We start from the raw sequence: 24,988 nt of genomic DNA, 5'->3' as shown, positions 1-24,988 counted from the left end.
ATACTTTGACACGTTTGACCCTGGCTATTGATGCCATGGGCGGGGATTTCGGTCCCTGCGTGACAGTGCCTGCAGCTTTGCAGGCACTGGCCTCTCATTCGCATCTCAATCTTCTTCTGGTCGGCATTCCCGACGACATCACCCCATTGCTTGCCAAAGCGGATTCCTCCTTACTGGGGCGTTTGCAGGTTATTCCTGCCGAGTCAGTTATTGCAAGCGATGCGCGGCCCTCACAGGCGATCCGCAACAGCCGCGGCAGTTCAATGCGCATTGCGCTGGAGCTGGTGAAAGAGGGACGAGCGCAGGCCTGTATCAGCGCCGGTAATACCGGTGCCCTGATGGGGCTGGCGAAATTAATGATAAAACCGCTGGACGGCATTGAACGCCCGGCGTTAATGACCGTGTTGCCGCATCAGCAGCGCGGCAAAACGGTGGTGCTGGATTTAGGCGCTAACGTAGAGTCGGACAGCGAAATGCTGGTGCAGTTTGCCGTAATGGGCGCGGTGATGGCGGAAGAGGTATTAGCGATCCCCAATCCCCGCGTCGCGCTGCTCAATATTGGTCAGGAAGAGACCAAAGGGCTGGAGAGTATCCGCGGCGCCGCCAGTATGCTAAAAGCGTCCGAACATATTAACTATATTGGTTACCTGGAAGGCAACGACCTCCTTACCGGCAAGACAGATGTGCTGGTGTGTGACGGATTCGTCGGCAACGTCACGCTGAAAACCATGGAAGGCGTGGTAAGAATGTTCCTTTCCCTGCTGAAGTCTTCAGGGGAGGGGAAAAAACGGTCATGGTGGCTGAAGCTGCTGGGGCGCTGGATTCAGAAACGTCTTGCGCAGCGCTTCGGGCATCTCAACCCCGACCAGTATAATGGCGCTTGTCTGTTAGGATTGCGCGGAACAGTGATCAAAAGCCATGGCGCGGCGAATCAACGCGCCTTCGCCGTGGCGATAGAGCAGGCAGAGCAGGCGGTGCGACGGCAGGTTCCCGAACGAATCGCCGCGCGCCTTGATGCTGTATTAGCCAGGAGTGACAAAGCCTAGATGTTTACCAAAATTATCGGTACGGGCAGCTATTTGCCTAGCCAGGTGCGTTCGAATGCGGATCTGGAAAAAATGGTGGAGACGTCGGACGAGTGGATCGTAACCCGCACCGGCATCCGTGAGCGCCGCATTGCCGCGCCGGATGAAACTGTGGCCAGCATGGGCTTCGCCGCCGCGCAGCGCGCGCTGGAGATGGCGGGCGTAGAGGCCAGCGAAATCGGACTGATTATCGTCGCCACCACCTCATCCAGCCATGCGTTCCCCAGCTCGGCCTGCATGATCCAGCAGATGCTGGGCATCAACGACTGCGCCGCATTCGATCTGGCGGCAGCCTGCGCAGGCTTTACCTACGCTCTGAGCGTCGCGGACCAGTACATCAAAAACGGCGCGGTAAAACATGCGCTGGTGATTGGCTCCGACGTGCTGGCACGCACCCTTGACCCGAACGATCGCGGCACCATTATTCTGTTCGGCGACGGCGCGGGCGCCGTGGTGTTAGGCGCGAGCGAAGAGCAGGGCATCATCTCTACTCACCTGCACGCTGACGGCCGTTATGGCCAGCTGCTGACGCTCCCTTACCAGAATCGCGCCCATCAGGACGAACCTGCCTATCTCACTATGGCTGGCAACGAAGTCTTTAAGGTTGCGGTGACCGAACTGGCGCACATCGTTGACGAAACGCTGCAGGCCAACAATCTCGATCGCGAAATGCTCGACTGGCTGGTGCCGCATCAGGCTAACCTGCGCATCATCAGCGCGACGGCGAAAAAACTCGGCATGGGCATGGACAAAGTGGTGGTCACGCTGGACCGTCACGGCAATACCTCGGCGGCCTCGGTGCCCAGCGCGCTCGATGAAGCCGTACGCGACGGCCGTATCAAACCCGGACAACTGATTCTGCTGGAAGCCTTTGGTGGCGGTTTCACCTGGGGTTCCGCACTGGTTCGCTTTTGATTCACAGGAACTGAAGATGACGCAATTTGCATTTGTTTTCCCCGGTCAGGGTTCACAGACCGTCGGCATGCTGTCAGAGCTGGCGGCAAGCTATCCGCAGGTGGAAGAGACCTTCCGCGAAGCGTCTGACGCGCTGGGATATGATTTGTGGCAGCTGGTCAGCAACGGACCGGCTGAAGAGCTGAATAAAACCTGGCAGACGCAGCCTGCGCTGCTGGCCGCTTCCGTCGCGATCTATCGCGTCTGGCAACAGCAGGGCGGCAAGCAGCCGTCGCTGATGGCGGGCCATAGCCTGGGCGAATACTCCGCGCTGGTGTGCGCAGGCGTTATTGATTTCGCCGATGCGATCAAGCTGGTGGAGCTGCGCGGCAAACTGATGCAGGAAGCGGTGCCGGAAGGCACCGGCGCGATGCAGGCGATTATCGGCCTGGATGACGCCTCGATTCGCAAAGCGTGCGAAGAGAGCGCGCAGGGGCAGGTGGTTTCGCCGGTTAACTTCAACTCGCCGGGTCAGGTAGTGATTGCCGGAAATAAAGAGGCGGTCGAGCGCGCGGGCGCAGCCTGTAAAGCCGCTGGCGCAAAGCGTGCGCTGCCGCTGCCGGTCAGCGTGCCGTCGCACTGCGCGCTGATGAAGCCCGCAGCGGACAAGCTGGCGGTCGCGCTGGAAAAGATGACTTTCAACGCGCCGTCCGTTCCGGTGGTGAACAACGTTGACGTAAAATGCGAAAGCGATGCGGCGGCGATCCGTCACGCATTGGTGCGTCAGCTCTACAGCCCGGTTCGCTGGACCGAGAGCGTAGAATTTATGGCGTCACAGGGCATTACTCAGCTGCTGGAAATGGGACCGGGCAAAGTGCTGACGGGTCTGACCAAACGCATTGTGGACAGCCTGACGGCGGCAGCGGTAAACGATCCGACGTCGCTTTCTGCGGCCCTTGAACAGGAATAAGAGGAAAATCATGAGCTTTGAAGGTAAAGTTGCGCTGGTAACAGGCGCGAGCCGCGGTATCGGCCGCGCTATCGCGGAAACGCTGGTTGCACGCGGCGCCAAAGTTGTTGGCACCGCGACAAGCGAAAGCGGCGCAGAAGCCATCAGTGCTTACCTCGGCGATAACGGCAAAGGTCTGCTGCTGAATGTGACCGATCCCGCATCGATCGACAGCGTGCTGGAGAAGGTTCGCGCAGAATTTGGCGAAGTAGACATTTTGGTCAATAATGCAGGCATTACGCGTGATAATCTGTTGATGCGCATGAAAGACGACGAATGGGCGGATATCCTGGATACCAACCTGACGTCGGTTTTCCGTCTGTCTAAGGCAGTTATGCGCGCCATGATGAAAAAACGTGTGGGTCGTATCATTACCATCGGTTCCGTTGTTGGCACCATGGGCAACGCGGGCCAGGCAAACTACGCAGCAGCCAAGGCGGGTTTGATTGGCTTTAGCAAATCACTGGCGCGCGAAATTGCGTCACGTGGCATTACCGTAAACGTCGTGGCACCGGGCTTTATTGAGACGGACATGACGCGTGCACTGAGCGAAGAGCAACGTTCCGGCATTTTGGCGCAGGTTCCGGCAGGTCGTTTAGGCGACGCGCAGGAAATCGCCAATGCTGTTGCATTTTTAGCCTCTGACGAAGCAGCCTACATCACGGGTGAGACGCTGCACGTCAATGGCGGCATGTACATGGTCTGATATTCACGAAATCATTTGCATTATTTGCGGTAAAAACCGCAAAATAGCGTAAAATCGTGGTTCGACCAGCCGGGATTTTGTTGCATCTTTTTCAACATTTTATACACTACGAAAACCATCGCGAAAGCGAGTTTTGATAGGAAATTAAATAGTATGAGCGATATCGAACAACGCGTTAAGAAAATCATTGCTGAGCAGCTGGGTGTGAAAGAGGACGAAGTAACTAACTCTGCATCTTTCGTTGAAGACCTGGGTGCTGATTCTCTTGACACCGTTGAGCTGGTAATGGCTCTGGAAGAAGAGTTTGATACTGAGATTCCAGACGAAGAAGCTGAGAAAATCACTACCGTTCAGGCAGCGATCGACTACATCAATAGCCACCAAGGCTAATGAATATCTTCAGGCGGTCGCTCGACCGCCTGAGTTTTATGCTTGTCCCACAGAGTTTATATTTCCCCTCCCTGGAGGACGAACGTGTCTAAGCGTCGTGTAGTTGTGACCGGTCTTGGCATGTTGTCTCCTGTCGGCAAAACCGTAGAGTCTACCTGGAGTGCTCTCCTTGCCGGTCAGAGCGGCATTAACCTGATCGACCATTTTGATACGAGTGCCTACGCAACCCGATTTGCTGGCATTGTAAGAGATTTTAATTGTGATGAAATCATCTCGCGCAAAGATCAGCGCAAGATGGATGACTTCATCCAATACGGCATTGTCGCCGGCGTGCAGGCTATGCAGGATTCGGGTCTGGTCGTGACCGATGAGAACGCTGGTCGTATCGGCGCGGCGATTGGTTCCGGCATCGGCGGACTGGGTCTGATTGAAGAGAACCACACCTCGCTGGTCAACGGCGGTCCGCGCAAAATCAGTCCGTTCTTTGTTCCTTCGACCATCGTCAATATGGTTGCAGGGCACCTGACGATTATGTACGGCCTGAAAGGCCCCAGTATCTCTATCGCGACAGCCTGTACTTCAGGCGTGCACAACATCGGCCATGCGGCGCGCATTATCGCCTATAACGATGCTGACGTGATGCTGGCGGGCGGCGCAGAAAAAGCCAGCACCCCACTGGGTGTCGGCGGCTTTGGCGCTGCGCGCGCGCTCTCTACGCGCAACGATAACCCGCAGGCGGCAAGCCGCCCGTGGGATAAAGATCGTGACGGCTTCGTGCTGGGCGACGGCGCAGGCATTATCGTGCTGGAAGAGTATGAGCACGCTAAAAAACGCGGCGCGAAGATCTATGCGGAAATTGTCGGCTTCGGCATGAGCAGCGATGCTTACCACATGACTTCGCCGCCGGAAAACGGCGCAGGCGCAGCGCTGGCAATGGAAAATGCGCTGCGTGACGCGCAGCTGTCGCCGGAGCAGATCGGCTACGTTAACGCACACGGCACGTCTACGCCAGCGGGTGACAAAGCAGAAGCGCAGGCGGTGAAAACCATTTTCGGCGCTGCGGCGAAAACCGTTATGGTCAGCTCGACCAAATCAATGACCGGCCATCTGCTGGGCGCGGCAGGCGCGGTAGAGTCTATCTACTCGATCCTGGCGCTGCGCGATCAGGCCGTTCCGCCGACCATCAATCTGGATAACCCGGATGAGGGTTGCGATCTCGACTTTGTGCCGCACACGGCGCGTCAGGTCAGCGGTCTGGAGTACACGCTGTGTAACTCCTTCGGCTTCGGCGGCACTAACGGCTCGTTGATCTTCCGTAAAGTCTGACGATTCACGTTCTGGCAAAAGGCCCGCAAATGCGGGCCTTTTTTCTATTCAGAAAGGCTCTGAAACGGATTATCACAATACAAAGCGCTACCATAGCGCTTTTCCTTGCGGGAGAGCCCCATGTGGATCAACGGAACGGAGCAACTTACTCTCTCAGCCAGCGATCGCGCAACGCAGTTTGGTGACGGCTGCTTTACCACGGCGGCGGTCGATAATGGCCATATTCAGCTGCAGGACGCGCACCTGCGGCGACTGCGCCAGGGCTGCGAACGGCTGATGATGCCCGACGTCGACTGGACGCGGCTGGAGAGAGAGATGCGTATTGCCGCGCAGCCGCACAAGCAGGCGGTACTAAAGGTCATTATCAGCGCCGGCTCGGGCGGACGCGGCTACAGCCGAAAAGGCGTCAGCGGCGCCACGCGCATCGTCTCGGTTGCGCCCTGGCCGCACCATTATCTGCCGCTGCAGACGCAGGGCGTTAAGCTGCAAACCAGTCCGGTCCGGCTGGCGCAGAACCCGCTGCTGGCGGGCATTAAGCACCTGAATCGCCTGGAGCAGGTGTTGATCCGCGCGCATCTCGACCAGAGCGACGCCGACGAGGCGCTGGTGCTTGACACTGCGGGCAACGTGGTGGAATGCTGTGCGGCCAATTTATTCTGGCGGCAGGGCGAGCGCATCTTTACACCCGACCTGACGCAGTCCGGCGTTGATGGCATCATGCGGCGCTATCTGATGGCGCAAATGGCCGCCGCAGGCGAGATTTGTCATGTGATACGCTGCGAGCCAGCGCAGCTGCTGGCGGCCGACGAAATCGTTATCTGCAATGCCCTGATGCCGGTCTTGCCGGTGCGACAGCTGGACGACCGATTATTCAGCGAACGCACGCTTTACCGCCGGTTACAGGAAAGCTGCTATTTAATGGAAGCAAAATGAGTAGAACTAAAAAAATTTTCGCCGTCGCTGCGGCGATTCTGATCCTTGCGGCGGCCTTTAGCTACTGGCAGATCCAGCGCTTCGCCGCGGCCCCGTTAACCATTGACCAGGAAACTATCTATACCTTACCAGCAGGCACCGGCCGGGTAGCGCTGGAGGCGCAGCTGGAGAGCCAGCATCTTATTCCGCAGAGCATCTGGTTTGGTCCACTGCTCAAGCTGGAGCCGGAGCTGGCCCGGTTTAAAGCGGGCACCTATCGGCTGGAGAAAGGGATGACGGTGCGGGCGCTGCTGCAGCTGCTCGCCAGCGGTAAAGAGGCGCAGTTTCCGCTGCGGCTGGTAGAAGGCCAGCGCCTTAGTGAATGGCTCGCCGAGCTGCGCGCCGCTCCCTATATCCGGCACACCCTGAAAGATGATCAGTTCGCCACGCTGGCAAAAACGCTTAATATCGATCCGCTGGCGCTGGAAGGGAGCTTCTATCCAGATACCTATCTCTATACCGCCAATACCAGCGACATCGCGCTGCTGCAGCGCGCGCATGCTCGCATGACGGCGCTGGTGGATCAGATCTGGCGGGATCGCATGGCGGATTTGCCCTATAAAAATCCGCAGGAGATGGTGACCATGGCCTCAGTAATTGAAAAAGAGACCGCCGTCAGTGCTGAACGCGCGCGCGTTGCCTCGGTGTTTATCAACCGGCTGCGCACCGGCATGAAGCTGCAAACCGATCCCACGGTGATTTACGGCATGGGCGATAAATATACAGGCACGCTGACGCGTAAAGACCTTGAGACGCCGACCGATTACAATACCTACACTATTAACGGTTTGCCGCCTGGCCCGATCGCCGCGCCGAGCAAAGCCTCGCTGGAAGCGGCGGCGCATCCGGAAAAAACCAGTTACCTCTATTTTGTCGCCGACGGCAAGGGCGGTCACACCTTTACCACCAATCTTGCCAGTCATAACCAGGCGGTACAGGCTTACCGGCAAACGCTAAAGGGAAAAGATGAAAAGTAAGTTTATCGTCATTGAAGGCCTTGAAGGCGCCGGGAAAACCACTGCGCGCGAGGCGATTGTCTCCACGCTGCGCGAACGAGGCATTCAGGATATCGTGTTCACTCGCGAGCCGGGCGGCACACCGCTGGCGGAGCAGTTGCGCGTCCTGGTGAAGCAGGGCATTGAAGGCGAACAGGTGACGGACAAAGCGGAGCTGCTGATGCTCTACGCCGCGCGCGTGCAGCTGGTTGATACCGTAATCAAGCCTGCGCTGGCGCGCGGCGCATGGGTGATTGGCGATCGGCACGATCTCTCTTCGCAGGCCTACCAGGGCGGTGGTCGCGGGCTGGACAGCGCGCTGATGCGCACCCTGCGCGATGCCGTACTGGGCGATTTCCGTCCCGATCTTCAGCTCTATCTCGACGTCACGCCGGAAATCGGGCTGCAGCGCGCCCGGGCGCGCGGCGAGCTGGATCGCATCGAGCAGGAGTCGCTGCGCTTCTTTGAACGCACCCGCGAGCGCTATCTGGCGCTGGCGGCCGAGGACCGCAGCATCCTGACCATAGATGCCACGCAGCCGCTCGCCAGCGTTACGCAGGCGATTAAAACGACGCTGACGCGCTGGCTGGAACAGCAGGCATGAACTGGTATCCGTGGCTGAACCAGCCTTATCGCTATATCATCGGCCAGCATCAGGCGGGGCGTGCTCATCACGCGTTGCTGATTCAGGCGATCGAAGGCATGGGGGATGACGCGCTGGTGTGGGGCGTCAGCCGCTGGCTGATGTGTCAGCAGCCGGACGGGTTGAAAAGCTGCGGTCTCTGTCACGGCTGCCAGCTGATGCAGGCGCAGACGCATCCCGACTGGTATCGGCTGGAGGCTGAAAAAGGCAAAAGCACGCTGGGGATTGACGCAGTGCGCCAGGTGACGGAGAAGCTCTATCATTTTGCCCAGCAGGGCGGCGCGAAAGTCGTCTGGCTTCCCGATGCGGCGCAGCTGAGCGAATCGGCGGCGAATGCGCTGTTAAAAACCCTGGAAGAGCCGCCGGCCAATAGCTGGTTTTTTCTCAGTAGCCGGGAACCTTCGCGACTGTTAGCTACGCTGCGCAGCCGCTGTATGGCGCTCTCGCTGGCGCCGCCGGATGAGGCGCAAAGCCTGCAGTGGCTGAGCAAACAAATACCGCAGGAGGCGGCGGCGCTGCAGACTGCGCTGCGCCTCAGCGCGGGCGCGCCGGCGGCGGCGCTACAGCTGCTGGAGCCTGCGCGCTGGCAGGCGCGCCAGACGTTGTGCGATGCGCTGCCAGCCGCGCTGCAGCAGGATATTCTGCTATTGCTTCCAGCGCTCAACGCCGACGATGTTGCCGCGCGCATCAGCTGGCTGCTGGCGCTGCTGGTGGATGCGCTCAAATGGCAGCAGGGCGCAACGCGCTGGCTGAGTAATCCCGATCGGCAGGATGTGGTCGCGCTGCTCGCAGAGACCTTCTCCGCCCGGGCGCTGGATGAAAGCGCGCGCGAGTGGATGCAGTGCCGGGAGCAGCTGCTCCACGTTGCCGCCGTTAACCGCGAACTTCTGTTAACCGACCGACTTCTGAGCTGGGCTGATAAACGCAAGCCTGGCGTAGTCGCTTAACGTCAAAACGAGACCGTTATGTTTATTGTGGATTCACACTGCCATCTTGATGGCCTGGATTATGAAAAGAACCATCGCGATCTTGATGACGTGATCGCTAAAGCCGCCGCGCGCGACGTGAAATTTATGCTGGCGATCGCCACCACGCTGCCGGGTTTTCATACGCTGAAAGCGCTGGTCGGCGAGCGCGAAAATATTGCGCTCTCCGTAGGCGTGCACCCGCTGAATCAGGAAGAGCCTTACGACGTGGAAGAGTTTCGTCGTCTGGCCGCCGATCCGCGCGTCGTGGCGCTGGGTGAAACCGGCCTCGACTACTATTATCAGCAGGAAACTAAGGCGCAGCAGCAGGCGTCGTTCCGCGAGCATATCCGCACCGGTATTGCGCTGAACAAGCCGATTATCGTGCATACCCGCGACGCGCGTGACGATACGCTGGCTATCCTGCGCGAAGAGCAGGTCGAGCGCTGCGGCGGCGTGCTGCACTGCTTTACCGAAGATCAGGCGACGGCGGCGAAGCTGCTGGATATGGGTTTCTATATCTCTTTTTCCGGCATTGTGACCTTTCGTAACGCCGAACAGCTGCGCGAAGCGGCGCGCTATGTCCCGCTGGATCGCATGCTGGTGGAAACCGATTCGCCCTATCTGGCGCCGGTGCCGTACCGCGGCAAAGAGAACCAGCCAGCTTACACGCGCGATGTGGCGGAGTATCTTGCTGTGCTGAAAGGGGTTGATATTGAGACGCTGGCTGCCGCCACAACGCAGAACTTTTCTACACTTTTCCGCGTTCCGTTAAGTCGACTTGGTCATTAATCTTTTATTTCATACTCTGTAATAATTCGGTAATAACGATTAATAGCCCTGCTTTTTAAGGCAGGACTGCTGTTTTATGGGGTGAAACCGCGCGCTGTCAGTCAGAATATACTGATATCCAGCGCGATGTTTCCTGGAAACGTGATAGTCATCAAAGTAACGCCAGCTGATTTATTTTACCCTTCGTAATAATTACAAGGCGGTCACCGCCAGACGGGTTGCGGATCCTCCCCCTCGACCCAGCGCACTGCGCAAAATCGCACTCATACTCAGGAGCTTCAGGCTATGTTCAAGAACGCATTTGCGAACCTGCAAAAGGTCGGTAAATCGCTCATGCTGCCGGTATCGGTTCTGCCGATCGCCGGTATTTTATTAGGTGTTGGTTCGGCAAACTTTAGCTGGCTGCCAGCCGTCGTTTCCCATGTTATGGCGGAAGCGGGCGGTTCGGTATTTGCTAATATGCCGCTGATCTTCGCTATCGGCGTGGCGCTCGGCTTTACCAATAACGACGGCGTTTCCGCGCTGGCGTCGGTGGTGGCGTATGGCATCATGGTGAAAACCATGGCGGTAGTCGCGCCGCTGGTGCTGCATCTTTCGGCTGAGGATATTGCCGCGCATCACCTGGCGGATACCGGGGTGCTGGGCGGTATTATTGCCGGTGCGATTGCGGCCTATATGTTTAACCGCTTCTATCGTATCAAGCTGCCGGAATACCTGGGCTTCTTTGCCGGTAAACGCTTTGTGCCGATTATCTCCGGCCTGACGGCAATCGTTCTGGGCGTCGTGCTCTCCTTTATCTGGCCACCGATTGGCTCGGCTATTCAGGAGTTCTCCCAGTGGGCTGCCTATCAGAACCCGGTTGTCGCCTTTGGTATTTACGGTGTGGTTGAGCGCGCGCTGGTGCCTTTCGGCCTGCACCATATCTGGAACGTTCCTTTCCAGATGCAGATCGGCGAATTCACCAACGCGGCAGGTCAGGTGTTCCACGGCGATATTCCGCGCTACATGGCGGGCGATCCGACTGCAGGCAAACTCTCTGGCGGCTTCCTGTTCAAGATGTACGGTCTGCCGGCAGCGGCAATCGCCATCTGGCATTCAGCGAAACCTGAGAATCGCGCCAAAGTGGGCGGCATCATGATCTCCGCTGCGCTGACTGCGTTCCTGACCGGCATCACCGAGCCGATCGAGTTCTCCTTTATGTTCGTTGCGCCGATCCTCTATGTGATCCACGCGATTCTGGCCGGTCTGGCGTTCCCGATCTGTATTCTGCTCGGTATGCGTGACGGCACCAGCTTCTCGCACGGTCTGATCGACTTTATCGTGCTGAGCGGCAACAGCAGCAAAATCTGGCTCTTCCCGGTTATCGGCATCATTTACGGTTTGGTTTACTACACCATTTTCCGCGTGCTGATCGTGAAGCTGAATCTCAAAACGCCTGGCCGCGAAGAGACGACGACCGAGTCCTCTTCCGCTACCGGCAGCGAGATGGCTGGCAAACTGGTCTCCGCTTTCGGCGGCAAAGAGAACATCACGAACCTGGACGCCTGTATTACCCGACTGCGCGTCAGCGTGGCGGATGTCAGCAAGGTTAATCAGGCCGAGCTGAAGAACCTGGGCGCCCGTGGCGTCGTGGTGGCAGGCTCTGGCGTTCAGGCGATTTTCGGCACCAAGTCCGATAACCTGAAAACTGATATGGACGACTACATTCGCAGCATGTAACGGCAATAAAGAAAAAGCCCCGTAAGGGGCTTTTTTTGTTTGCGCTAAGCATTCAGAGATAGACCCGCAGGTACTCCGTCAGGCATAGCAGCGCCATCGCCTGTCCGTAAGGCATTGAGGTCAACGGAACGGTGCGGTAGTAGTCAAGATCGCTGCCCATTGCGGTGCCGAACGAGACCTGTTTCAGCTCGCCTTCCTCATCAATATTGGCAATAACGCCGCGCAGCGCATTAAGCCCGGTAGGCAGATACTCAGCGCTGAGATAGCGCTTGCGCACCGCCTTGATAATGCCGTAGGCGAAGCCCGCAGTCGCCGACGCTTCGAGATAGCTGTCGGGATCGTCCAGCAGCGTATGCCACAGACCGCTCGGATGCTGGCAGTCGCGCAGCGCTTTCACCTGGCTCTCCAGCACCTGCAGCAGGAAGCGGCGCGTCGCGTGCTGTTCCGGCCAGTTCATCATCTCAAGAAAGTCAGGGATCGCGATGGTGATCCAGCTGTTGCCGCGCGCCCAGCGCGCATTAGCGAAGTTATGACGTCCCTCGAAGTTCCAGCCGTGAAACCAGAGTCCGGTCTGTCGATCCATCAGATATTGCGTATGCAGCAGGAACTGATAGCTGGCTTCTTCGATAAGCTCCTGACGATTAAGCAGCTGGCCGATTTTCGCCAGCGCCATCACGCTCATCATCAGCGTGTCGTCCCAGAGCTGCTGGTGGTTTTCATTGTTGTAGACGATATGCTGCAGGCCGCCTTGTTCAGTGCGCGGCATCTCATACATTACCCATTCCGCCCAGCGCTCCAGCACCGGACGCCAGGCGGGGTTGCCGGTCTCTTCATAGCGCCAGGCCAGCGTCAGAAAAGGCGCCACGGTATTGACGTTTTTGGTCGGCGTGCCTTCCGCGAGGCGCGCAGCGAACCAGTCGTCGATAATCCCCAGCGTCTCTTTATCGCCAGTTTGCTGATAATAGTGCAGCATGCCGTAAAGGCCGATGCCGTGCGTCCATTCCCAGCCTGCCCAGCCTTTGGTATCTATCACGCGTCCGTCGTCAAGACGCAGCAGGAAGTCTCCTGTCTCATCGGTGATATTCACCAGGTTTTGCGTCAGCTTGTGAATCAGTTGCAACAGCTCCTGGCGCGGCAGCAGAAATTCTGGTTGGCACAAAAGCGCACTCTGTTTCACGGGGAATACAGTCATGGTTCATTCCTATCGTTTCAGGGTTGTGGTCAGGGGAGACGCGTGGGGGCGCGCGGGCTTTAACGGCGGTGCGGCCGGTTTATGACGGTTAAGGAAGCCGATATTGTTATTACCCCACAGGTTCTCGTACGGCATGCCAGCCAGCGTCTCGACGATGCTGCGGGCTTCCGGCGTAATGCGCTCCGGCAAGACGCGGTCGGCTTCGCGTATTTTCAGCGTCTCTTCGCGCAGTACGGTGTGGGTTTGCAGATTAAGTTTGAAACGCAGCGAAACCAGAAAACCGCACGCCAGCACGCACAGGGTGCCGAGACTAAGAATGCCAAGAATGGTATGGCTCACACCCGGGGCCTGGGTCGCCTGGCCCGAGACGAAGCCGGAGAGCTGCAGCACAATGCCGACCAGCATTACCGCGCCCGCCTGGGACGCTTTGCGGGTCAGCGTCATAATGCCGGCGAAAATCCCTTCGCGGCGCTGGCCGGTAATCACCTCATCCACGTCTGCGATATAGGTATAAATATTCCAGGGGACATAGTTGATGCCGCCGCGTCCAAGGCCCGCCAGCGCGGAGATCAGCAGCAGCAGAGAGAAGTTATCGTTCATGCCCGCATACCAGAGGCCGGCATAGGAGATCGCGGCGGCGGCGAACAGCGTGACGACCAGACGATAGGCGGGCGCCGGGCCCAGACGGATACAGAGCGGGATCATGCCCATCACGGCGATAAACTGCAGCACCGCCATAGTGCCCATCAGGCTGGAGGCGATCTGCGCGCTCTGCATCAGCACGAATACCACATACCAGGTAAAGACGGCGTTAAAAACGTCCTGCGCGATATAGCCGCCCAGATACATGCCAAGATGCTGACGGAAAATGCGAATGCGCAGCGTGGAGGCAAGCTCGACATAAAGACGCTTCAGGTTCTGTAGCAGCGTCAGCTGCCGTTTCTCCTCCTCAGCGCGGCGCGACTCTTCGGAGAAATCAGCCGGATCGCGCTCCCAGGTAAAGAGCCAGACCAGCGTCAGCACCAGCGCGCAGATAATCGAAAAGACCAGGCTGGCGTAAAAGAAGGAGAGCGGATTATCTTTGCCCAGCGCGCCGATCAAAATGCCCGGCAGGAAGGCCGCCAGAATCGCCGACAGCTGCGCCAGCGCGATACGCGCACCGGAAAAGCGAGTCTTTTGTTTGAAGTCGTCGGTCATTTCCGGCACCAGGGTCTCATAGGGCACCAGAATCATGGTGTAGACGATATCGAACAGCAGATAGGTGACGAGATACCACCAGAAACTCATATCGCCGATCCACATCAGGCTGTAGCTGAAGACGCAGGGAATGCCGAGCAGAATAAAAAACTTGCGGCGGCCGAAGCGCTTGCCCAGCCAGGTTGAGCCGAAGTTGTCGGTCAGAAAGCCCATCAGCGGGCTGACCACCGCGTCCAGCACGCGCGCGGCGGCGAAGATAAACGTCGCCTCGATGGGGGTCAGGCCGCAGAAGGTGGTATAAAAATAGAGCAGCCAGGCGGCGGTAAGCGCCGTGGTGCCTGCGCCGAGAAAGTCCCCGGAGCCGTAAGCCAGATAGTGGCCAAAACCAATTTTACGCGTTCGCATACGGATGCTCCTTTATAGCCATAGTCACTACATCCTTTGTTATCCGGACGACACACTCGGAATGAATAGAAAGTAGAGCCCCAGCGCGGGGCAAACCTTCGCAATTTGGTCAGGGCTGTCTCCTGGCTGGCAATGACGCAAAGAAAAGGGCGGCGTATTTCTAATTTATGAAACAGCGTTTCATTTTAACACCAGGCGAAGCGGTAATTTGCGAAGCGGCGCACAGGAAAAAGAAGTTGTAAAAACGGTGTAAAGGCAGGCAGTTAATCGGGGAAAAGTGGTCCTGAGCTTGAAAGAAAACAAATTCCTCACGCATACTGATTGACTGTCAATCAGGCTTAAGGAATTGCACCATGGCTGAAGAAACTATTTTCAGTAAAATCATCCGTCGCAAAATCCCCGCCGACGTGGTGTATCAGGATGAGCTGGTCACTGCGTTCCGCGACATCTCTCCCAAGGCGCCGACCCATATTTTGATCGTTCCTAACGTGTTAATTCCCACCGCTAACGACGCGCTGCCCGCTCACGAGCAGGCGCTGGGTCGTCTGTTTACCGCTGCGGCGAAAATCGCGCGCGCCGAGGGCATCGATCAGGACGGCTATCGCCTGATCGTTAACTGCAATCGTCACGGCGGCCAGGAGGTTTATCACATTCATATGCATTTGCTCGGCGGTCGTCCGCTGGGTCCAATGCTGGCCGACTGATTTTCCCTACGGAAGCGACTTATGCGTCAATGGCTGACAGGCCTGCCGCTCCTGCTGACTCTGGCAGGCTGCAGTAGCGATAAACCGATGATCGACACATCGCAGTCGCTGGTGATGGAGTCTTCTGTGCTCTCCGCCGGCATCATTACCGACGAGCCGGTGGTAGACGAAGAAGATGGACAGCAGCGCGCGCGCAGCGTGCTCTATAACCAGCGTGAGACGCCGGTGGTAATCCACTATCGTTATTACTGGTATGACGACAAAGGGCTGGAAATAACGCCGCGCGAACCGGCGCAGAGAGTCATCGTTCCGGCGCACGGCAGCATTGTCGCCGCTTCCCAAATGGGCAACCTGACGGCCAGCAAGGTTCGTCTCTACCTTTATCTCTGAGGACTGCTACGTGATTCGCCGACTCCCTCGTTCCGGAGCGCTACTGATGGCGCTCATTCTTTCCGGCTGCGTGATTAAACAGCAGCAGCCTGCGCCCGTAGAACCGACGCAACCTGCCGAACCCACGCAGCCGCAGCCGGTACCGCAGCCGCAGCCAGTACCGGAGCCGCCGACGCAGCCGGTGCCGCAGCCGCCGAAGCTGAAAACCATCAACTGGGACGCCAGCGTGCAGCCGCTTGTGGCGCAGATGCTGCGTTCGTCCAGCAGCGCCGCGCCGGGCAGCGTGCTGATGGTTGACCGCATTAAAAACAGCACCAACGGCGCGCTGCAGAGCGAAAAAGCCACCGACGCGATCCAAAACGCGCTGGCCAACAACGGCAAGTTTACGCTGGTCACCAGCGATCAGCTGGCACAGGCCAAGCAGACGCTGGGACTGTCGCCAGATGACAGCCTTAACTCGCGCAGCAAGGCGATTGGGCTGGCCCGCACGCTGAACGCGCAGTATGTGCTTTACAGTACGGCGCAGGGCGACGTAAAAACCCCGACGCTGCAGATGCAGCTGATGCTGGTGCAGACCGGCGAGATCGTCTGGTCAGGCAAAGGTGTCGCCCAGAATTGATCCCTTGCTGCTTGCGCGGATAGAAAAACGGCTGCCGGGCTTTGCGGCGGGCAGGCTAACGCCGCTGCAGGGGCTCACCGGACAGAGCAGCAAACTGGAAAACGGGCAGGGCGCCTTTATTGTGCGTCCTGCGCCGCAGCCGCCGATACCTTTTGTTGAACGCCAGCGCGAAGCACGCCTGCTGCGCAAACTGCATCCCAGCGGCCTGACGCCGCGTCCCTTAATAGGTGACGCGCAGCTTCTGCTGCTGCCGTGGCAAGCGGGCGAACCCTTGTCAACGCAGACGTTTCAGCAGCGGCGCGAAGAGGTCATCTCCCTGCTGCTGCGGCTGCATCGTCAGCCGTTAACCGGCTATGCCCTGCGGCTGCTGCCGCTGCTGCAACGCTACTGGCAGCTGTGCCGGCAGCGGCACGTCCGCTGGCAGCGCGCGCTGCGCCAGCTAGAACGCGCCGGCGAGCCGCGACCGCTGCGCCTGACGCCGCTGCATATGGATGTCCACGCCGGAAACCTGATTGCGGATGAGAAAGGGCTGCATCTGATCGACTGGGAATACGCCGCAGACGGCGACGTGGCGCTTGAGCTGGCCGCGCTGTGCGCTGCCGATCCTGAGCAGGCGAGCCGCTGGCTGGAGGCGTATGCACAGGCGGCCCGCCTGGCACCTGCGGCGCTTGCGCGTCAGGTTGCCCGCTGGCAGCCCTGGCTGCGGCTGCTGATGGCGAGCTGGTATCAGCTGCGCGCTGAGCAGAGCGGGGATGCGGCGCTGCAACAGCTGGCACAGCAGAGCTGGCAACACATTTAATTCGCGCGGCGATGGCGCCGCGCCAGGAACAGATTATGACAACACAACTTCCCGGGCCGCTGATGCTGGATGTCGCAGGCTTTGAACTGGACGCCGAAGAGCGGGAGATCCTGAAGCACCCCACGGTGGGCGGCGTGATCCTTTTTGCGCGCAACTACCACGATCCGGCGCAGCTGGCCGAACTGGTGCGCCAGATCCGCAGCGCGTCGCGCACGCGGCTGGTGGTGGCGGTCGATCAGGAAGGGGGGCGCGTGCAGCGCTTCCGCGACGGCTTCACCACCTTACCCGCGATGCAGTCTTTCGCGGCGCTGCACGATGCGGAAACCGGCGGCGAGCTGGCTCAGCAGGCGGGCTGGCAGATGGCGGCAGAGATGATCGCCATGGATATCGATATCAGTTTCGCGCCAGTGCTGGATCTGGGCCATATCAGCGCGGCGATTGGCGATCGATCTTTCCATGAGGATCCGCAGATTGCGCTGGCGATGGCGCGCCGCTTTATTGCCGGCATGCATGAAGCGGGCATGAAAACCACCGGCAAGCACTTTCCTGGACACGGCGCGGTCAGCGCCGATTCGCATAAAGAAACCCCGCGCGATCCGCGCGATCTGGAGACCCTGCGCCGTCACGACATGGCGATATTTCAGGCGCTGTTCGACGAAGGCGCGCTGGATGCCGTCATGCCGGCGCACGTTATCTATACTGAGGTAGACCCGTTGCCCGCCAGCGGTTCCCCTTACTGGCTGAAAACGGTGCTGCGTGAGCAGCTGGGCTTCGACGGCGTGATCTTTTCAGACGATCTCTCAATGGAGGGCGCGGCGATTATGGGCAGCTACGCGGAACGCGCGCAGCAGTCGCTGTCGGCCGGATGCGACATGATTCTGGTCTGCAACCATCGAGAAGGCGCCATCAGCGTGCTGGATAATTTGATCGCGATCGGCGCTGAACGCGTGCCGCGGCTGTACCATCGGGGAACCCTTACCCGCCAGAGCCTGCAGCAGAGCACGCGCTGGAAGCAGAACGCGCAGCAGCTGAGCAATCTGCAGGCGCGCTGGCTGGAACACAAAGCGTCAGGGAAGTAAGTCATCCTCCTGGCGCGCACAACGCTGAGGAGTGTCATGATTATTTATCTGCACGGTTTCGATTCCAGTAGTCCGGGCAACCATGAAAAGGTGCTGCAGCTGCAGTTTATCGATCCTGACGTCAGGCTGATCGGCTACAGCACCCGCCATCCCAGACACGATATGCAGTTCCTGCTGAAAGAGACCGACAAGATGCTGACGCACAGTGGCGGCAGTCAGCCGCTGATCTGCGGCGTTGGACTGGGCGGCTACTGGGCAGAGCGTATCGGTTTTCTCTGCGGCATTCGCCAGGCGATTTTTAACCCCAATCTTTTTCCCTTTGAAAATATGGAGGGGAAAATCGATCGCCCGGAAGAGTATCTGGATATCGCTACCAAGTGCGTCAGCGATTTTCGCGAGAAAAATCGCGATCGTTGCCTGGTCTTCTTGTCGCGCCGCGATGAGGCGCTCGACAGCCAGCGCAGCGCGGAAACGCTGCATCCCTTCTATGAAATTATCTGGGATGAGGCTGAGAGCCATAAGTTCAGGAATATCTCGCCGCACCTCCAGAGAATTAATGCTTTCAAAACATTAAGTTAAATCAGCGGGCGTCAGACAGGCGCCCGGCTGCTTCGCGTCATATTCCGGCCGATCCACTACGTAATTGATGTGGATCAATTTTGGTATGACCATCTTCCCTGCACATGCTATTCTGCCCTTAGCAGCGATTTTAACTTCGCCAACCCTATGTTTATTAAGGTTTAATTTAACCATTGATTAACTATTGGTTCTCATCTTGAGGGGGTCTTGTTGACTACATCCATGAAAAAAATCGTTATTGTCGGCGGCGGCGCGGGCGGACTGGAGATGGCTACGCAGCTCGGTCATAAGCTGGGCCGCAAGAAAAAAGCCGAGATTATTCTGGTGGATCGCAACCACAGCCACCTGTGGAAGCCGCTACTGCATGAAGTGGCCACCGGATCGATGGACGAGGGCATTGACGCGCTGAGCTATCTGGCGCACGCGCGCAATCACGGTTTTCAGTTCCAGCTCGGCTCGCTGACCAATATCAACCGCGAGCGTAAAACCATTGAGCTGGCAGAGATGCGCGACGATAACGGCGAAGTGCTGGTGCCGCAGCGCGAGCTTGCCTACGACACCCTGGTGATGGCGCTGGGCAGCACCTCGAATGATTTCGGCACGCCGGGCGTAAAAGAGCACTGTATTTTCCTCGACAACCCGCATCAGGCGCAGCGTTTCCACAATGAGATGCTGAACCAGTTCCTGAAATTCTCCGCCAGCGAAGGCCGACTGGAGAAGGTCAATATCGCCATCGTTGGCGGCGGGGCGACCGGCGTTGAGCTTTCAGCCGAGCTGCATAACGCGGTTAAACAGCTGCACAGCTATGGCTATAAAGGACTGAGCAGCGAGGCGCTGAACGTCACGCTGGTGGAAGCGGGCGAGCGTATTTTGCCTGCGCTGCCGCCGCGCATCTCCGCCGCGGCGCACAGTGAGCTCACTAAGCTGGGCGTGCGCGTGCTGACGCAAACCATGGTAACCAGCGCAGAGAAAAACGGCCTGCACACCAAAGGCGGCGAATTTATCGAGGCGGATCTGATGGTGTGGGCGGCAGGCATCAAAGCGCCGGACTTCCTGAAAGGGATCGGCGGCCTGGAAACCAACCGCATCAACCAGCTGGTGGTGAAAGAGACGCTGCAAACCACGCTGGACGACGATATCTATGCCATCGGCGACTGCGCCTCCTGCGCGCTGCCGTCAGGTGGCTTCGTGCCGCCGCGCGCCCAGTCGGCGCACCAGATGGCGTCGCGCGCGATGGAGAATATCCTCGCCCAGCGCAGCGGCAAACCGCTGAAAGCCTATGTCTATAAAGATCACGGCTCGCTGGTCTCGCTGTCGCGCTTCAGTACCGTAGGCAGCCTGATGGGCAACCTGATGCGCGGCTCGATGATGGTAGAGGGCCGCATCGCGCGCTTCGTCTACATTTCCTTATATCGTATGCATCAGATTGCGCTCCACGGCTACTTTAAGACTGGCCTGATGATGCTGGTAGGCAGTCTGAACCGCGTTATTCGCCCGCGTCTCAAGCTGCACTAATGATTACGAGGCGGCGCAAGCCGCCTTTTCCCGCCTCTGCTGCTGATTAACCTTCTGACCCATAACACAAATTAATTTAAGTTTTGGTGTTAACCCACCTCAGAACTCTCCGAAAAGCTGGCCCTGATCCGGCTCCGGTGCGTTTTCCTCCATTAATCTGATGTTGCAATTTCGGGCCATCTGCAAAACTTCCTGCAACGATACGGCGGGTCGTGCACGCCGTTCTGTGCCACAGCGACAGGGGACATCGTCGCGGCACGCATGCACGGTAACAACTTCAGGAGGATAATCCTGTGAATAAATCAATGTTAGCGGGTATCGGTATCGGTGTGGCAGCTGCTCTGGGCGTGGCCGCCGTTGCCAGCATGGACGTATTCGATCGTGGTCCGCAGTATGCGCAGGTGCTTTCAGCGACGCCGATCAAAGAGAGCATCAAGCAGCCGCGTCAGGAGTGCCGCAACGTTACGCTGACTCATCGTCGCGCAGTGCAGGATGAGAACCGCATCGCCGGTTCAGTGCTGGGCGCGGTAGCGGGCGGCGTGCTGGGCCATCAGTTCGGCGGCGGACGTGGACGCGATGTAGCAACAGTCGCAGGCGCACTGGCAGGCGGCTATGCCGGCAATCAGGTGCAGGGCGGCTTGCAGGATCGCGACACCTACACCACCTCAGAGCAGCGTTGCAAAACGGTTTACGATAAACAAGAAAAGATGCTGGGTTATGACGTGACCTATAAAATAGGCGACCAGCAGGGCAAAATCCGTATGGAAAACGACCCTGGCACCCGCATCCCGCTGGACCGTAACGGCCAGCTGATCCTGAACAGCAATCAGGCTTAACGGGGCAAAGACTCCCACACAGCACACACATAATAAAAAGGCACATCGTAAGATGTGCCTTTTTTCATAGTGGCGTCCCAGCCGGGCGAGCCTTCAGAAAAGAGGGGCGGCGAACCGCCCTCGTATCAACCGATGGTCATCAGGCTGGCGTTGCCGCCCGCCGCGGCGGTATTGACGCTCAGCGAACGCTCAATCAGCAGGCGCTCCAGCAGCAGATGGGTTTCGCCGCGGGCGAAGCCCTGCACCGAGACAATCGCGCCGTCGCGCGCCGCAATCTGCTCGCACAGCGTACGCAGCTGATCGGCGTCGCCGTGGTAGATCACCGCGTCAAAGTGGCAGGCAAAGGGGTCTTTCGCCAGGGTGATGCGCGCCTGCACCGCCTGCGGCAGCTCATGGCGCAGCTTGCGGTGCAGCTCATCGTCGGGCCAAAGCGCCTGACTGCCAACGCTGGTCACCGCCGCCAGCTGCACCAGCGCATCCTGCTCGTTATCGGCGAGGCAGAGCACGAGTTCACGCGGCAGCAGCGAGAAGGTGTTGCGCTCGCCGGTCGGGCCGGTCAGCAGCCGTACGGTGCCCGCCTGCGCCAGGGTGGCGTAGCGCTGACAGAGCGCGGCCAGTTCAGGCTTGTCCTGCTGCGCCCAGGCGCTCAGCGCCTTGTGCGGCACCAGCAGCGCCTCGCGCAGCGTGCCATCCGCCGGACGCTCGGCATCCTGACGGTTAAAGGTGGCGCTCAGCGCCTCCTCCGGACGGCTGGCCAGCAGGCGATAGAGATAGAGCGGCCCGCCCGCTTTCGGGCCGGTGCCGGAAAGCCCTTCGCCGCCGAACGGTTGCACGCCGACGACCGCGCCCACCATATTGCGGTTAACGTAGAGGTTGCCGACTTTGGCGTTTGCGGTTACCTGCGCGATGGTTTCATCGATGCGGGTATGAACGCCCAGCGTCAGGCCGTAGCCGCCAGCGTTGATCTGTTCGATCAGCTGCGGCAGGGCGTTGCGCGCAAAGCGCACCACGTGCAGCACCGGTCCGAAAATCTCTTTGTCGAGATCGCTGACCTGGTTAATCTCAATCAGCGTCGGCTTGATAAAGGTGCCGCTTTGCCACTCCGCGCGATCCTGCGGATTATCCTGTACCGCCTGGTAGACGGTATTGCCCTTATTGCGCATCTCCTGGATATGACGCTCGATACCGGCTTTCGCCTCGGCGTCGATTACCGGACCGATATCGGTAGAGAGGCGCTCCGGGTTGCCCATGCGGCACTCGGCCATCGCGCCGCGCAGCATCTTCAGCGTGTGGTCCGCCACGTCTTCCTGAATACAGAGCAGACGCAGCGCCGAGCAGCGCTGTCCGGCGCTGTCGAACGCCGAGGCGAGAATATCGACCACCACCTGCTCGGTCAGAGCAGAGGAGTCAACGATCATCGCATTCAGACCGCCGGTTTCGGCGATAAGCGGCGTCGGACGGCCCTGCGGATCGAGGCGGCCAGCCAGGTTGCGCTGCAGCAGCGTCGCCACGGCGGTAGAGCCGGTAAACATGACGCCGCGCACGCGCGGGTCACGCGTCAGCTGCGCGCCGACGGTTTCGCCGTTGCCCGGCAGCAGTTGCAGCACGCCCGCAGGCACGCCCGCGTCCAGCAGGATCTGCACCGCCTGCGCGGCGATCAGCGGCGTCTGCTCCGCAGGCTTGGCCAGCACGCTGTTGCCTGCCGCCAGCGCGGCCGCAATCTGGCCGGTAAAGATCGCCAGCGGGAAGTTCCACGGGCTGATACAGACCACCGGACCAAGCGGGCGATGCGTTTCATTATCGAAATCGTCACGCACCATACCGGCGTAGTAGCGCAGGAAATCAACTGCCTCGCGCACTTCAGCGATAGCGTTGTTATAGGTTTTGCCCGCTTCGCGCACCAGAATGCCGATCAGCTGCTGCATCCCGTCTTCCATATGCTGCGCAGCGCGATCGAGGATCGCCGCGCGCTCGTCCGGCGGCGTCGCGAACCAGATCGGCCCGGCGTTCACCGCGGCGTCCAGCGCCAGCGACACTTCCGCTTCGCTGGCTTCGCGCACCTGACCGACGATATCGCCCGGCGCGGCCGGGTTGATCACCGCGCGGGTCTCGCCTTCGCCCAGTTCGCCGTCAATGATCGGCTGCGCCAGCCAGGGCTGCGCGGCGCTGCTTAGCAGGGCGCTGGAGAGCGATGCCAGACGATGTTCGTTAGCCATATCAATGCCCGCCGAGTTGCTGCGTCCCGCGCCGTAAAGATCGCGCGGCAACGGAATTTTCGGGTGGGGCAGACCAATTGCGCCTTCGCTCGCGCCCAGCTTTTCAACTGCCGCAACCGGATCAGCCACCAGCTCGTCAATCGGCAGGGAGGTATCAGCGATGCGGTTAACAAAGGAGGTATTGGCGCCGTTTTCCAGCAGGCGGCGCACCAGGTAGGCGAGCAGGGTTTCATGGGTGCCGACCGGCGCATAGATGCGACACGGGCGATTCAGCTTGCCGTCCGCCACTTTGCCGACCACCTGCTCATAGAGCGGTTCGCCCATGCCGTGCAGGCACTGGAACTCATACTGGCCAGGATAGTAGTTATTGCCCGCCAGCTGATAGATCGCCGCCAGTGTATGCGCATTGTGAGTAGCGAACTGCGGGTAGATCAGATTCGGCACCGCCAGCAGCTTGCGCGCGCAGGCCAGGTAGGAGATGTCGGTGTAGACCTTGCGGGTATAGACCGGATAGCCTTCGAGGCCTTCTACCTGAGCGCGTTTGATTTCGCTGTCCCAGTAGGCGCCTTTTACCAGGCGGATCATCAGGCGGCGGCGGCTGCGCTGTGCCAGATCGATCAGCGAGTCGATCACGAACGGGCAACGCTTCATATAGGCCTGAATGACAAAGCCGATGCCGTTCCAGCCTTCCAGCTCCGGCTCGAAGCAGAGCTTCTCCAGCAGATCGAGCGACAGCTCCAGACGGTCCGCTTCTTCGGCGTCGATATTGATGCCGATGTCGTAAGAGCGTGCCAGCAGCGTCAGAGATTTCAGGATAGGGTAGAGCTCCTCCATGACGCGATCGTACTGGGCGCGGCTGTAGCGCGGGTGCAGGGCGGAGAGCTTGATGGAGATGCCCGGCCCTTCATAAATGCCGCGCCCGTTGGAGGCTTTGCCAATAGCGTGGATCGCCTGCTGGTAGGAGACCAGATAAGCTTTGGCGTCGCTGGCGGTCAGCGCCGCTTCGCCCAGCATATCGTAGGAGTAGCGGAAGCCTTTCTCCTCCAGCTTACGCGCGTTCGCCAGCGCCTCGGCGATGGTCTCGCCGGTAACGAACTGCTCGCCCATCAGACGCATCGCCATATCCACGCCTTTGCGCACCAGCGGCTCGCCGCTCTTGCCGATAATGCGGTTCAGCGAGCGCGACAGGTTGGCTTCGTTATGGGTAGAGACCAGACGGCCGGTAAACAGCAGGCCCCAGGTAGCGGCGTTCACGAACAGGGAAGGGCTGCGGCCCAGATGCGACTGCCAGTTGCCGTTGCTGATCTTGTCGCGGATCAGCGCGTCGCGCGTCGGCTTGTCGGGAATGCGCAGCAGCGCCTCCGCCAGGCACATCAGCGCCACGCCCTCCTGAGAGGATAGCGAGAACTCCTGGAGCAGGCTTTGCACCATTCCGGCGCGTCCGGTTGCACCTTTTTGGTGCCGCAGCTTGTCCGCGAGGCTGTAAGCAAGCTGATGGGTTTTCTCCGCCAGCGCCGCAGGCAGACGCGCCTGCTCCAGCAGCATTGGTACCGCGTCGGTCTCTGGTCGACGCCAGGCGGCGGTAATGGCGGCGCGCGTCACCGACTGCGGCAGAATATGCTCGGCAAAGTCGAGGAACGGCTGGTATGTCTCTTCCGGCGTGCTCTCTTCCGGCTCTGCCAGCGAGCCCGCCGTCAGGGGAATTTCCGGCAGCGCGACGCCGCTCTCCAGCTGGCCGAGGTAGTTAAAGATCGCCTGTTTAATCAGCCAGTGCGGCGTGCGGTCAACCTTCTGCGCCGCCAGTTTAATGCGTTCGCGGGTGGCCTCATCCAGCTTCACCCCCATTGTTGTCGTGCCCATGACCTTCTGCTCCTGTATCTGTATCTCTCACTGCGTGGGCAGCACTATCACTGATGTTGCAACTTTGTGCAACCGTGTTAAGTGTGACCTGCGTAACAGCC

General features: G+C 59.2%; 23 protein-coding genes. 20 read left to right on the top strand and 3 right to left on the bottom strand.

Going from position 1 to position 24,988, the window contains the following annotated elements; genetic code table 11:
- Positions 1–5: 5 nt before the first annotated feature.
- The 12 genes from plsX to ptsG all read left to right on the top strand — a co-directional run bounded on the left by plsX (position 6) and on the right by ptsG (position 11,496).
- On the top strand, positions 6–1,046 hold the full coding sequence (gene plsX, locus MHZ89_RS02620) for a phosphate acyltransferase PlsX (protein ID WP_311781732.1): 1,041 nt from the start codon (positions 6–8) through the stop codon (positions 1,044–1,046).
- Positions 1,047–2,000, top strand: coding sequence for a beta-ketoacyl-ACP synthase III (locus MHZ89_RS02615; RefSeq protein ID WP_120452041.1), 954 nt, complete (start codon positions 1,047–1,049; stop codon positions 1,998–2,000).
- A gap of 16 nt (positions 2,001–2,016) precedes the next feature.
- The gene (fabD, locus tag MHZ89_RS02610; protein WP_126688705.1) at positions 2,017–2,949 is read left to right on the top strand and encodes an ACP S-malonyltransferase; all 933 of its coding nucleotides are present in this window, start codon (positions 2,017–2,019) and stop codon (positions 2,947–2,949) included.
- A gap of 10 nt (positions 2,950–2,959) precedes the next feature.
- Positions 2,960–3,694: a 3-oxoacyl-ACP reductase FabG gene (gene fabG / locus MHZ89_RS02605; RefSeq protein WP_120452045.1), complete on the top strand. Its 735-nt coding sequence runs from the start codon at positions 2,960–2,962 to the stop codon at positions 3,692–3,694.
- 153 nt (positions 3,695–3,847) lie between these two features.
- Entirely contained in the window at positions 3,848–4,084 is a 237-nt protein-coding gene (gene acpP, locus MHZ89_RS02600; protein ID WP_025901771.1) for an acyl carrier protein, read from the top strand.
- Positions 4,085–4,168: 84 nt separating this feature from the next.
- Entirely contained in the window at positions 4,169–5,410 is a 1,242-nt protein-coding gene (gene fabF, locus MHZ89_RS02595; protein ID WP_120452046.1) for a beta-ketoacyl-ACP synthase II, read from the top strand.
- Between the two features lie 120 nt (positions 5,411–5,530).
- Complete coding sequence (gene pabC / locus MHZ89_RS02590) at positions 5,531–6,343, top strand: aminodeoxychorismate lyase (protein ID WP_311781731.1); 813 nt, start codon at positions 5,531–5,533, stop codon at positions 6,341–6,343.
- Positions 6,340–7,359, top strand: coding sequence for an endolytic transglycosylase MltG (gene mltG / locus MHZ89_RS02585; RefSeq protein WP_311781730.1), 1,020 nt, complete (start codon positions 6,340–6,342; stop codon positions 7,357–7,359). Before pabC ends, mltG begins: the two co-directional genes overlap by 4 nt.
- Positions 7,349–7,981: a dTMP kinase gene (gene tmk, locus MHZ89_RS02580; RefSeq protein ID WP_311781729.1), complete on the top strand. Its 633-nt coding sequence runs from the start codon at positions 7,349–7,351 to the stop codon at positions 7,979–7,981. Before mltG ends, tmk begins: the two co-directional genes overlap by 11 nt.
- Positions 7,978–8,967, top strand: coding sequence for a DNA polymerase III subunit delta' (gene holB / locus MHZ89_RS02575; protein ID WP_311781728.1), 990 nt, complete (start codon positions 7,978–7,980; stop codon positions 8,965–8,967). The genes tmk and holB overlap by 4 nt, the downstream gene beginning before the upstream one ends.
- Positions 8,968–8,985: 18 nt before the next feature.
- Complete coding sequence (locus tag MHZ89_RS02570) at positions 8,986–9,777, top strand: metal-dependent hydrolase (protein ID WP_311781727.1); 792 nt, start codon at positions 8,986–8,988, stop codon at positions 9,775–9,777.
- 285 nt (positions 9,778–10,062) lie between these two features.
- Positions 10,063–11,496 carry a PTS glucose transporter subunit IIBC gene (ptsG, locus tag MHZ89_RS02565; protein WP_120452056.1) on the top strand — a complete coding sequence of 478 codons (1,434 nt, stop codon included), beginning with the start codon at positions 10,063–10,065 and terminating at the stop codon, positions 11,494–11,496.
- A 52-nt stretch (positions 11,497–11,548) separates the two neighbouring features.
- Here the strand turns inward: ptsG and MHZ89_RS02560 are convergent, their stop codons facing one another.
- Positions 11,549–12,688 (bottom strand): glycoside hydrolase family 88 protein, encoded by a 1,140-nt coding sequence (locus tag MHZ89_RS02560; protein WP_311781726.1) that lies wholly within the window; start codon positions 12,686–12,688, stop codon positions 11,549–11,551.
- A gap of 9 nt (positions 12,689–12,697) precedes the next feature.
- Positions 12,698–14,290 (bottom strand): MFS transporter, encoded by a 1,593-nt coding sequence (locus MHZ89_RS02555; protein WP_311781725.1) that lies wholly within the window; start codon positions 14,288–14,290, stop codon positions 12,698–12,700.
- A gap of 353 nt (positions 14,291–14,643) precedes the next feature.
- Between MHZ89_RS02555 and hinT the strand changes: the two genes are divergently transcribed.
- The 8 genes from hinT (at position 14,644) to MHZ89_RS02515 (ending at position 20,811) form a co-directional block, all read left to right on the top strand.
- Positions 14,644–14,994, top strand: a complete 351-nt coding sequence (gene hinT / locus MHZ89_RS02550; RefSeq protein ID WP_311781724.1) for a purine nucleoside phosphoramidase — start codon at positions 14,644–14,646, stop codon at positions 14,992–14,994.
- Positions 14,995–15,015: 21 nt separating this feature from the next.
- The gene (locus MHZ89_RS02545) at positions 15,016–15,384 is read left to right on the top strand and encodes a YcfL family protein (protein WP_120452063.1); all 369 of its coding nucleotides are present in this window, start codon (positions 15,016–15,018) and stop codon (positions 15,382–15,384) included.
- Between the two features lie 10 nt (positions 15,385–15,394).
- Positions 15,395–16,003, top strand: a complete 609-nt coding sequence (gene lpoB / locus MHZ89_RS02540) for a penicillin-binding protein activator LpoB (RefSeq protein WP_311781723.1) — start codon at positions 15,395–15,397, stop codon at positions 16,001–16,003.
- Positions 15,987–16,802 (top strand): thiamine kinase, encoded by an 816-nt coding sequence (gene thiK, locus MHZ89_RS02535; protein WP_409373197.1) that lies wholly within the window; start codon positions 15,987–15,989, stop codon positions 16,800–16,802. The genes lpoB and thiK overlap by 17 nt, the downstream gene beginning before the upstream one ends.
- A 35-nt stretch (positions 16,803–16,837) precedes the next feature.
- Complete coding sequence (nagZ, locus tag MHZ89_RS02530) at positions 16,838–17,881, top strand: beta-N-acetylhexosaminidase (RefSeq protein WP_311781722.1); 1,044 nt, start codon at positions 16,838–16,840, stop codon at positions 17,879–17,881.
- A 36-nt stretch (positions 17,882–17,917) separates the two neighbouring features.
- Positions 17,918–18,460, top strand: a complete 543-nt coding sequence (gene ycfP, locus MHZ89_RS02525) for an alpha/beta hydrolase YcfP (RefSeq protein ID WP_311781721.1) — start codon at positions 17,918–17,920, stop codon at positions 18,458–18,460.
- A 210-nt stretch (positions 18,461–18,670) separates the two neighbouring features.
- Positions 18,671–19,975 (top strand): NAD(P)/FAD-dependent oxidoreductase, encoded by a 1,305-nt coding sequence (locus MHZ89_RS02520; RefSeq protein ID WP_311781720.1) that lies wholly within the window; start codon positions 18,671–18,673, stop codon positions 19,973–19,975.
- Between the two features lie 293 nt (positions 19,976–20,268).
- Entirely contained in the window at positions 20,269–20,811 is a 543-nt protein-coding gene (locus tag MHZ89_RS02515; RefSeq protein WP_033750889.1) for a glycine zipper 2TM domain-containing protein, read from the top strand.
- Positions 20,812–20,936: 125 nt separating this feature from the next.
- On the opposite strand, the gene putA is transcribed toward MHZ89_RS02515, so the two are convergent.
- A complete protein-coding gene (gene putA, locus MHZ89_RS02510) occupies positions 20,937–24,887 on the bottom strand; it encodes a trifunctional transcriptional regulator/proline dehydrogenase/L-glutamate gamma-semialdehyde dehydrogenase (RefSeq protein WP_311781719.1) in 3,951 nt (1,316 codons plus the stop codon).
- Between the last annotated feature and the right edge of the window lie 101 nt (positions 24,888–24,988).

Source organism: Pantoea sp. ACRSB (genome assembly GCF_022346905.1).
GTDB lineage: Bacteria > Pseudomonadota > Gammaproteobacteria > Enterobacterales > Enterobacteriaceae > Pantoea > Pantoea piersonii.
Note: the sequence above shows the minus strand (reverse complement) of the source record. Positions and strands in the feature narration are given on the sequence as shown.

Excerpts from the sequence above, each read along its gene's own strand:
- MHZ89_RS02615 (WP_120452041.1), top strand. The coding sequence starts at position 1,047 with ATGTTTACCAAAATTATCGGTACGGGCAGCTATTTGCCTAGCCAGGTG.
- fabD (WP_126688705.1), top strand. The coding sequence starts at position 2,017 with ATGACGCAATTTGCATTTGTTTTCCCCGGTCAGGGTTCACAGACCGTC.
- fabG (WP_120452045.1), top strand. The coding sequence starts at position 2,960 with ATGAGCTTTGAAGGTAAAGTTGCGCTGGTAACAGGCGCGAGCCGCGGT.
- acpP (WP_025901771.1), top strand. The coding sequence starts at position 3,848 with ATGAGCGATATCGAACAACGCGTTAAGAAAATCATTGCTGAGCAGCTG.
- pabC (WP_311781731.1), top strand. The coding sequence starts at position 5,531 with ATGTGGATCAACGGAACGGAGCAACTTACTCTCTCAGCCAGCGATCGC.
- mltG (WP_311781730.1), top strand. The coding sequence starts at position 6,340 with ATGAGTAGAACTAAAAAAATTTTCGCCGTCGCTGCGGCGATTCTGATC.
- tmk (WP_311781729.1), top strand. The coding sequence starts at position 7,349 with ATGAAAAGTAAGTTTATCGTCATTGAAGGCCTTGAAGGCGCCGGGAAA.
- holB (WP_311781728.1), top strand. The coding sequence starts at position 7,978 with ATGAACTGGTATCCGTGGCTGAACCAGCCTTATCGCTATATCATCGGC.
- MHZ89_RS02570 (WP_311781727.1), top strand. The coding sequence starts at position 8,986 with ATGTTTATTGTGGATTCACACTGCCATCTTGATGGCCTGGATTATGAA.
- ptsG (WP_120452056.1), top strand. The coding sequence starts at position 10,063 with ATGTTCAAGAACGCATTTGCGAACCTGCAAAAGGTCGGTAAATCGCTC.
- MHZ89_RS02560 (WP_311781726.1), bottom strand. The coding sequence starts at position 12,688 with ATGACTGTATTCCCCGTGAAACAGAGTGCGCTTTTGTGCCAACCAGAA.
- MHZ89_RS02555 (WP_311781725.1), bottom strand. The coding sequence starts at position 14,290 with ATGCGAACGCGTAAAATTGGTTTTGGCCACTATCTGGCTTACGGCTCC.
- hinT (WP_311781724.1), top strand. The coding sequence starts at position 14,644 with ATGGCTGAAGAAACTATTTTCAGTAAAATCATCCGTCGCAAAATCCCC.
- MHZ89_RS02545 (WP_120452063.1), top strand. The coding sequence starts at position 15,016 with ATGCGTCAATGGCTGACAGGCCTGCCGCTCCTGCTGACTCTGGCAGGC.
- nagZ (WP_311781722.1), top strand. The coding sequence starts at position 16,838 with ATGACAACACAACTTCCCGGGCCGCTGATGCTGGATGTCGCAGGCTTT.
- ycfP (WP_311781721.1), top strand. The coding sequence starts at position 17,918 with ATGATTATTTATCTGCACGGTTTCGATTCCAGTAGTCCGGGCAACCAT.
- putA (WP_311781719.1), bottom strand. The coding sequence starts at position 24,887 with ATGGGCACGACAACAATGGGGGTGAAGCTGGATGAGGCCACCCGCGAA.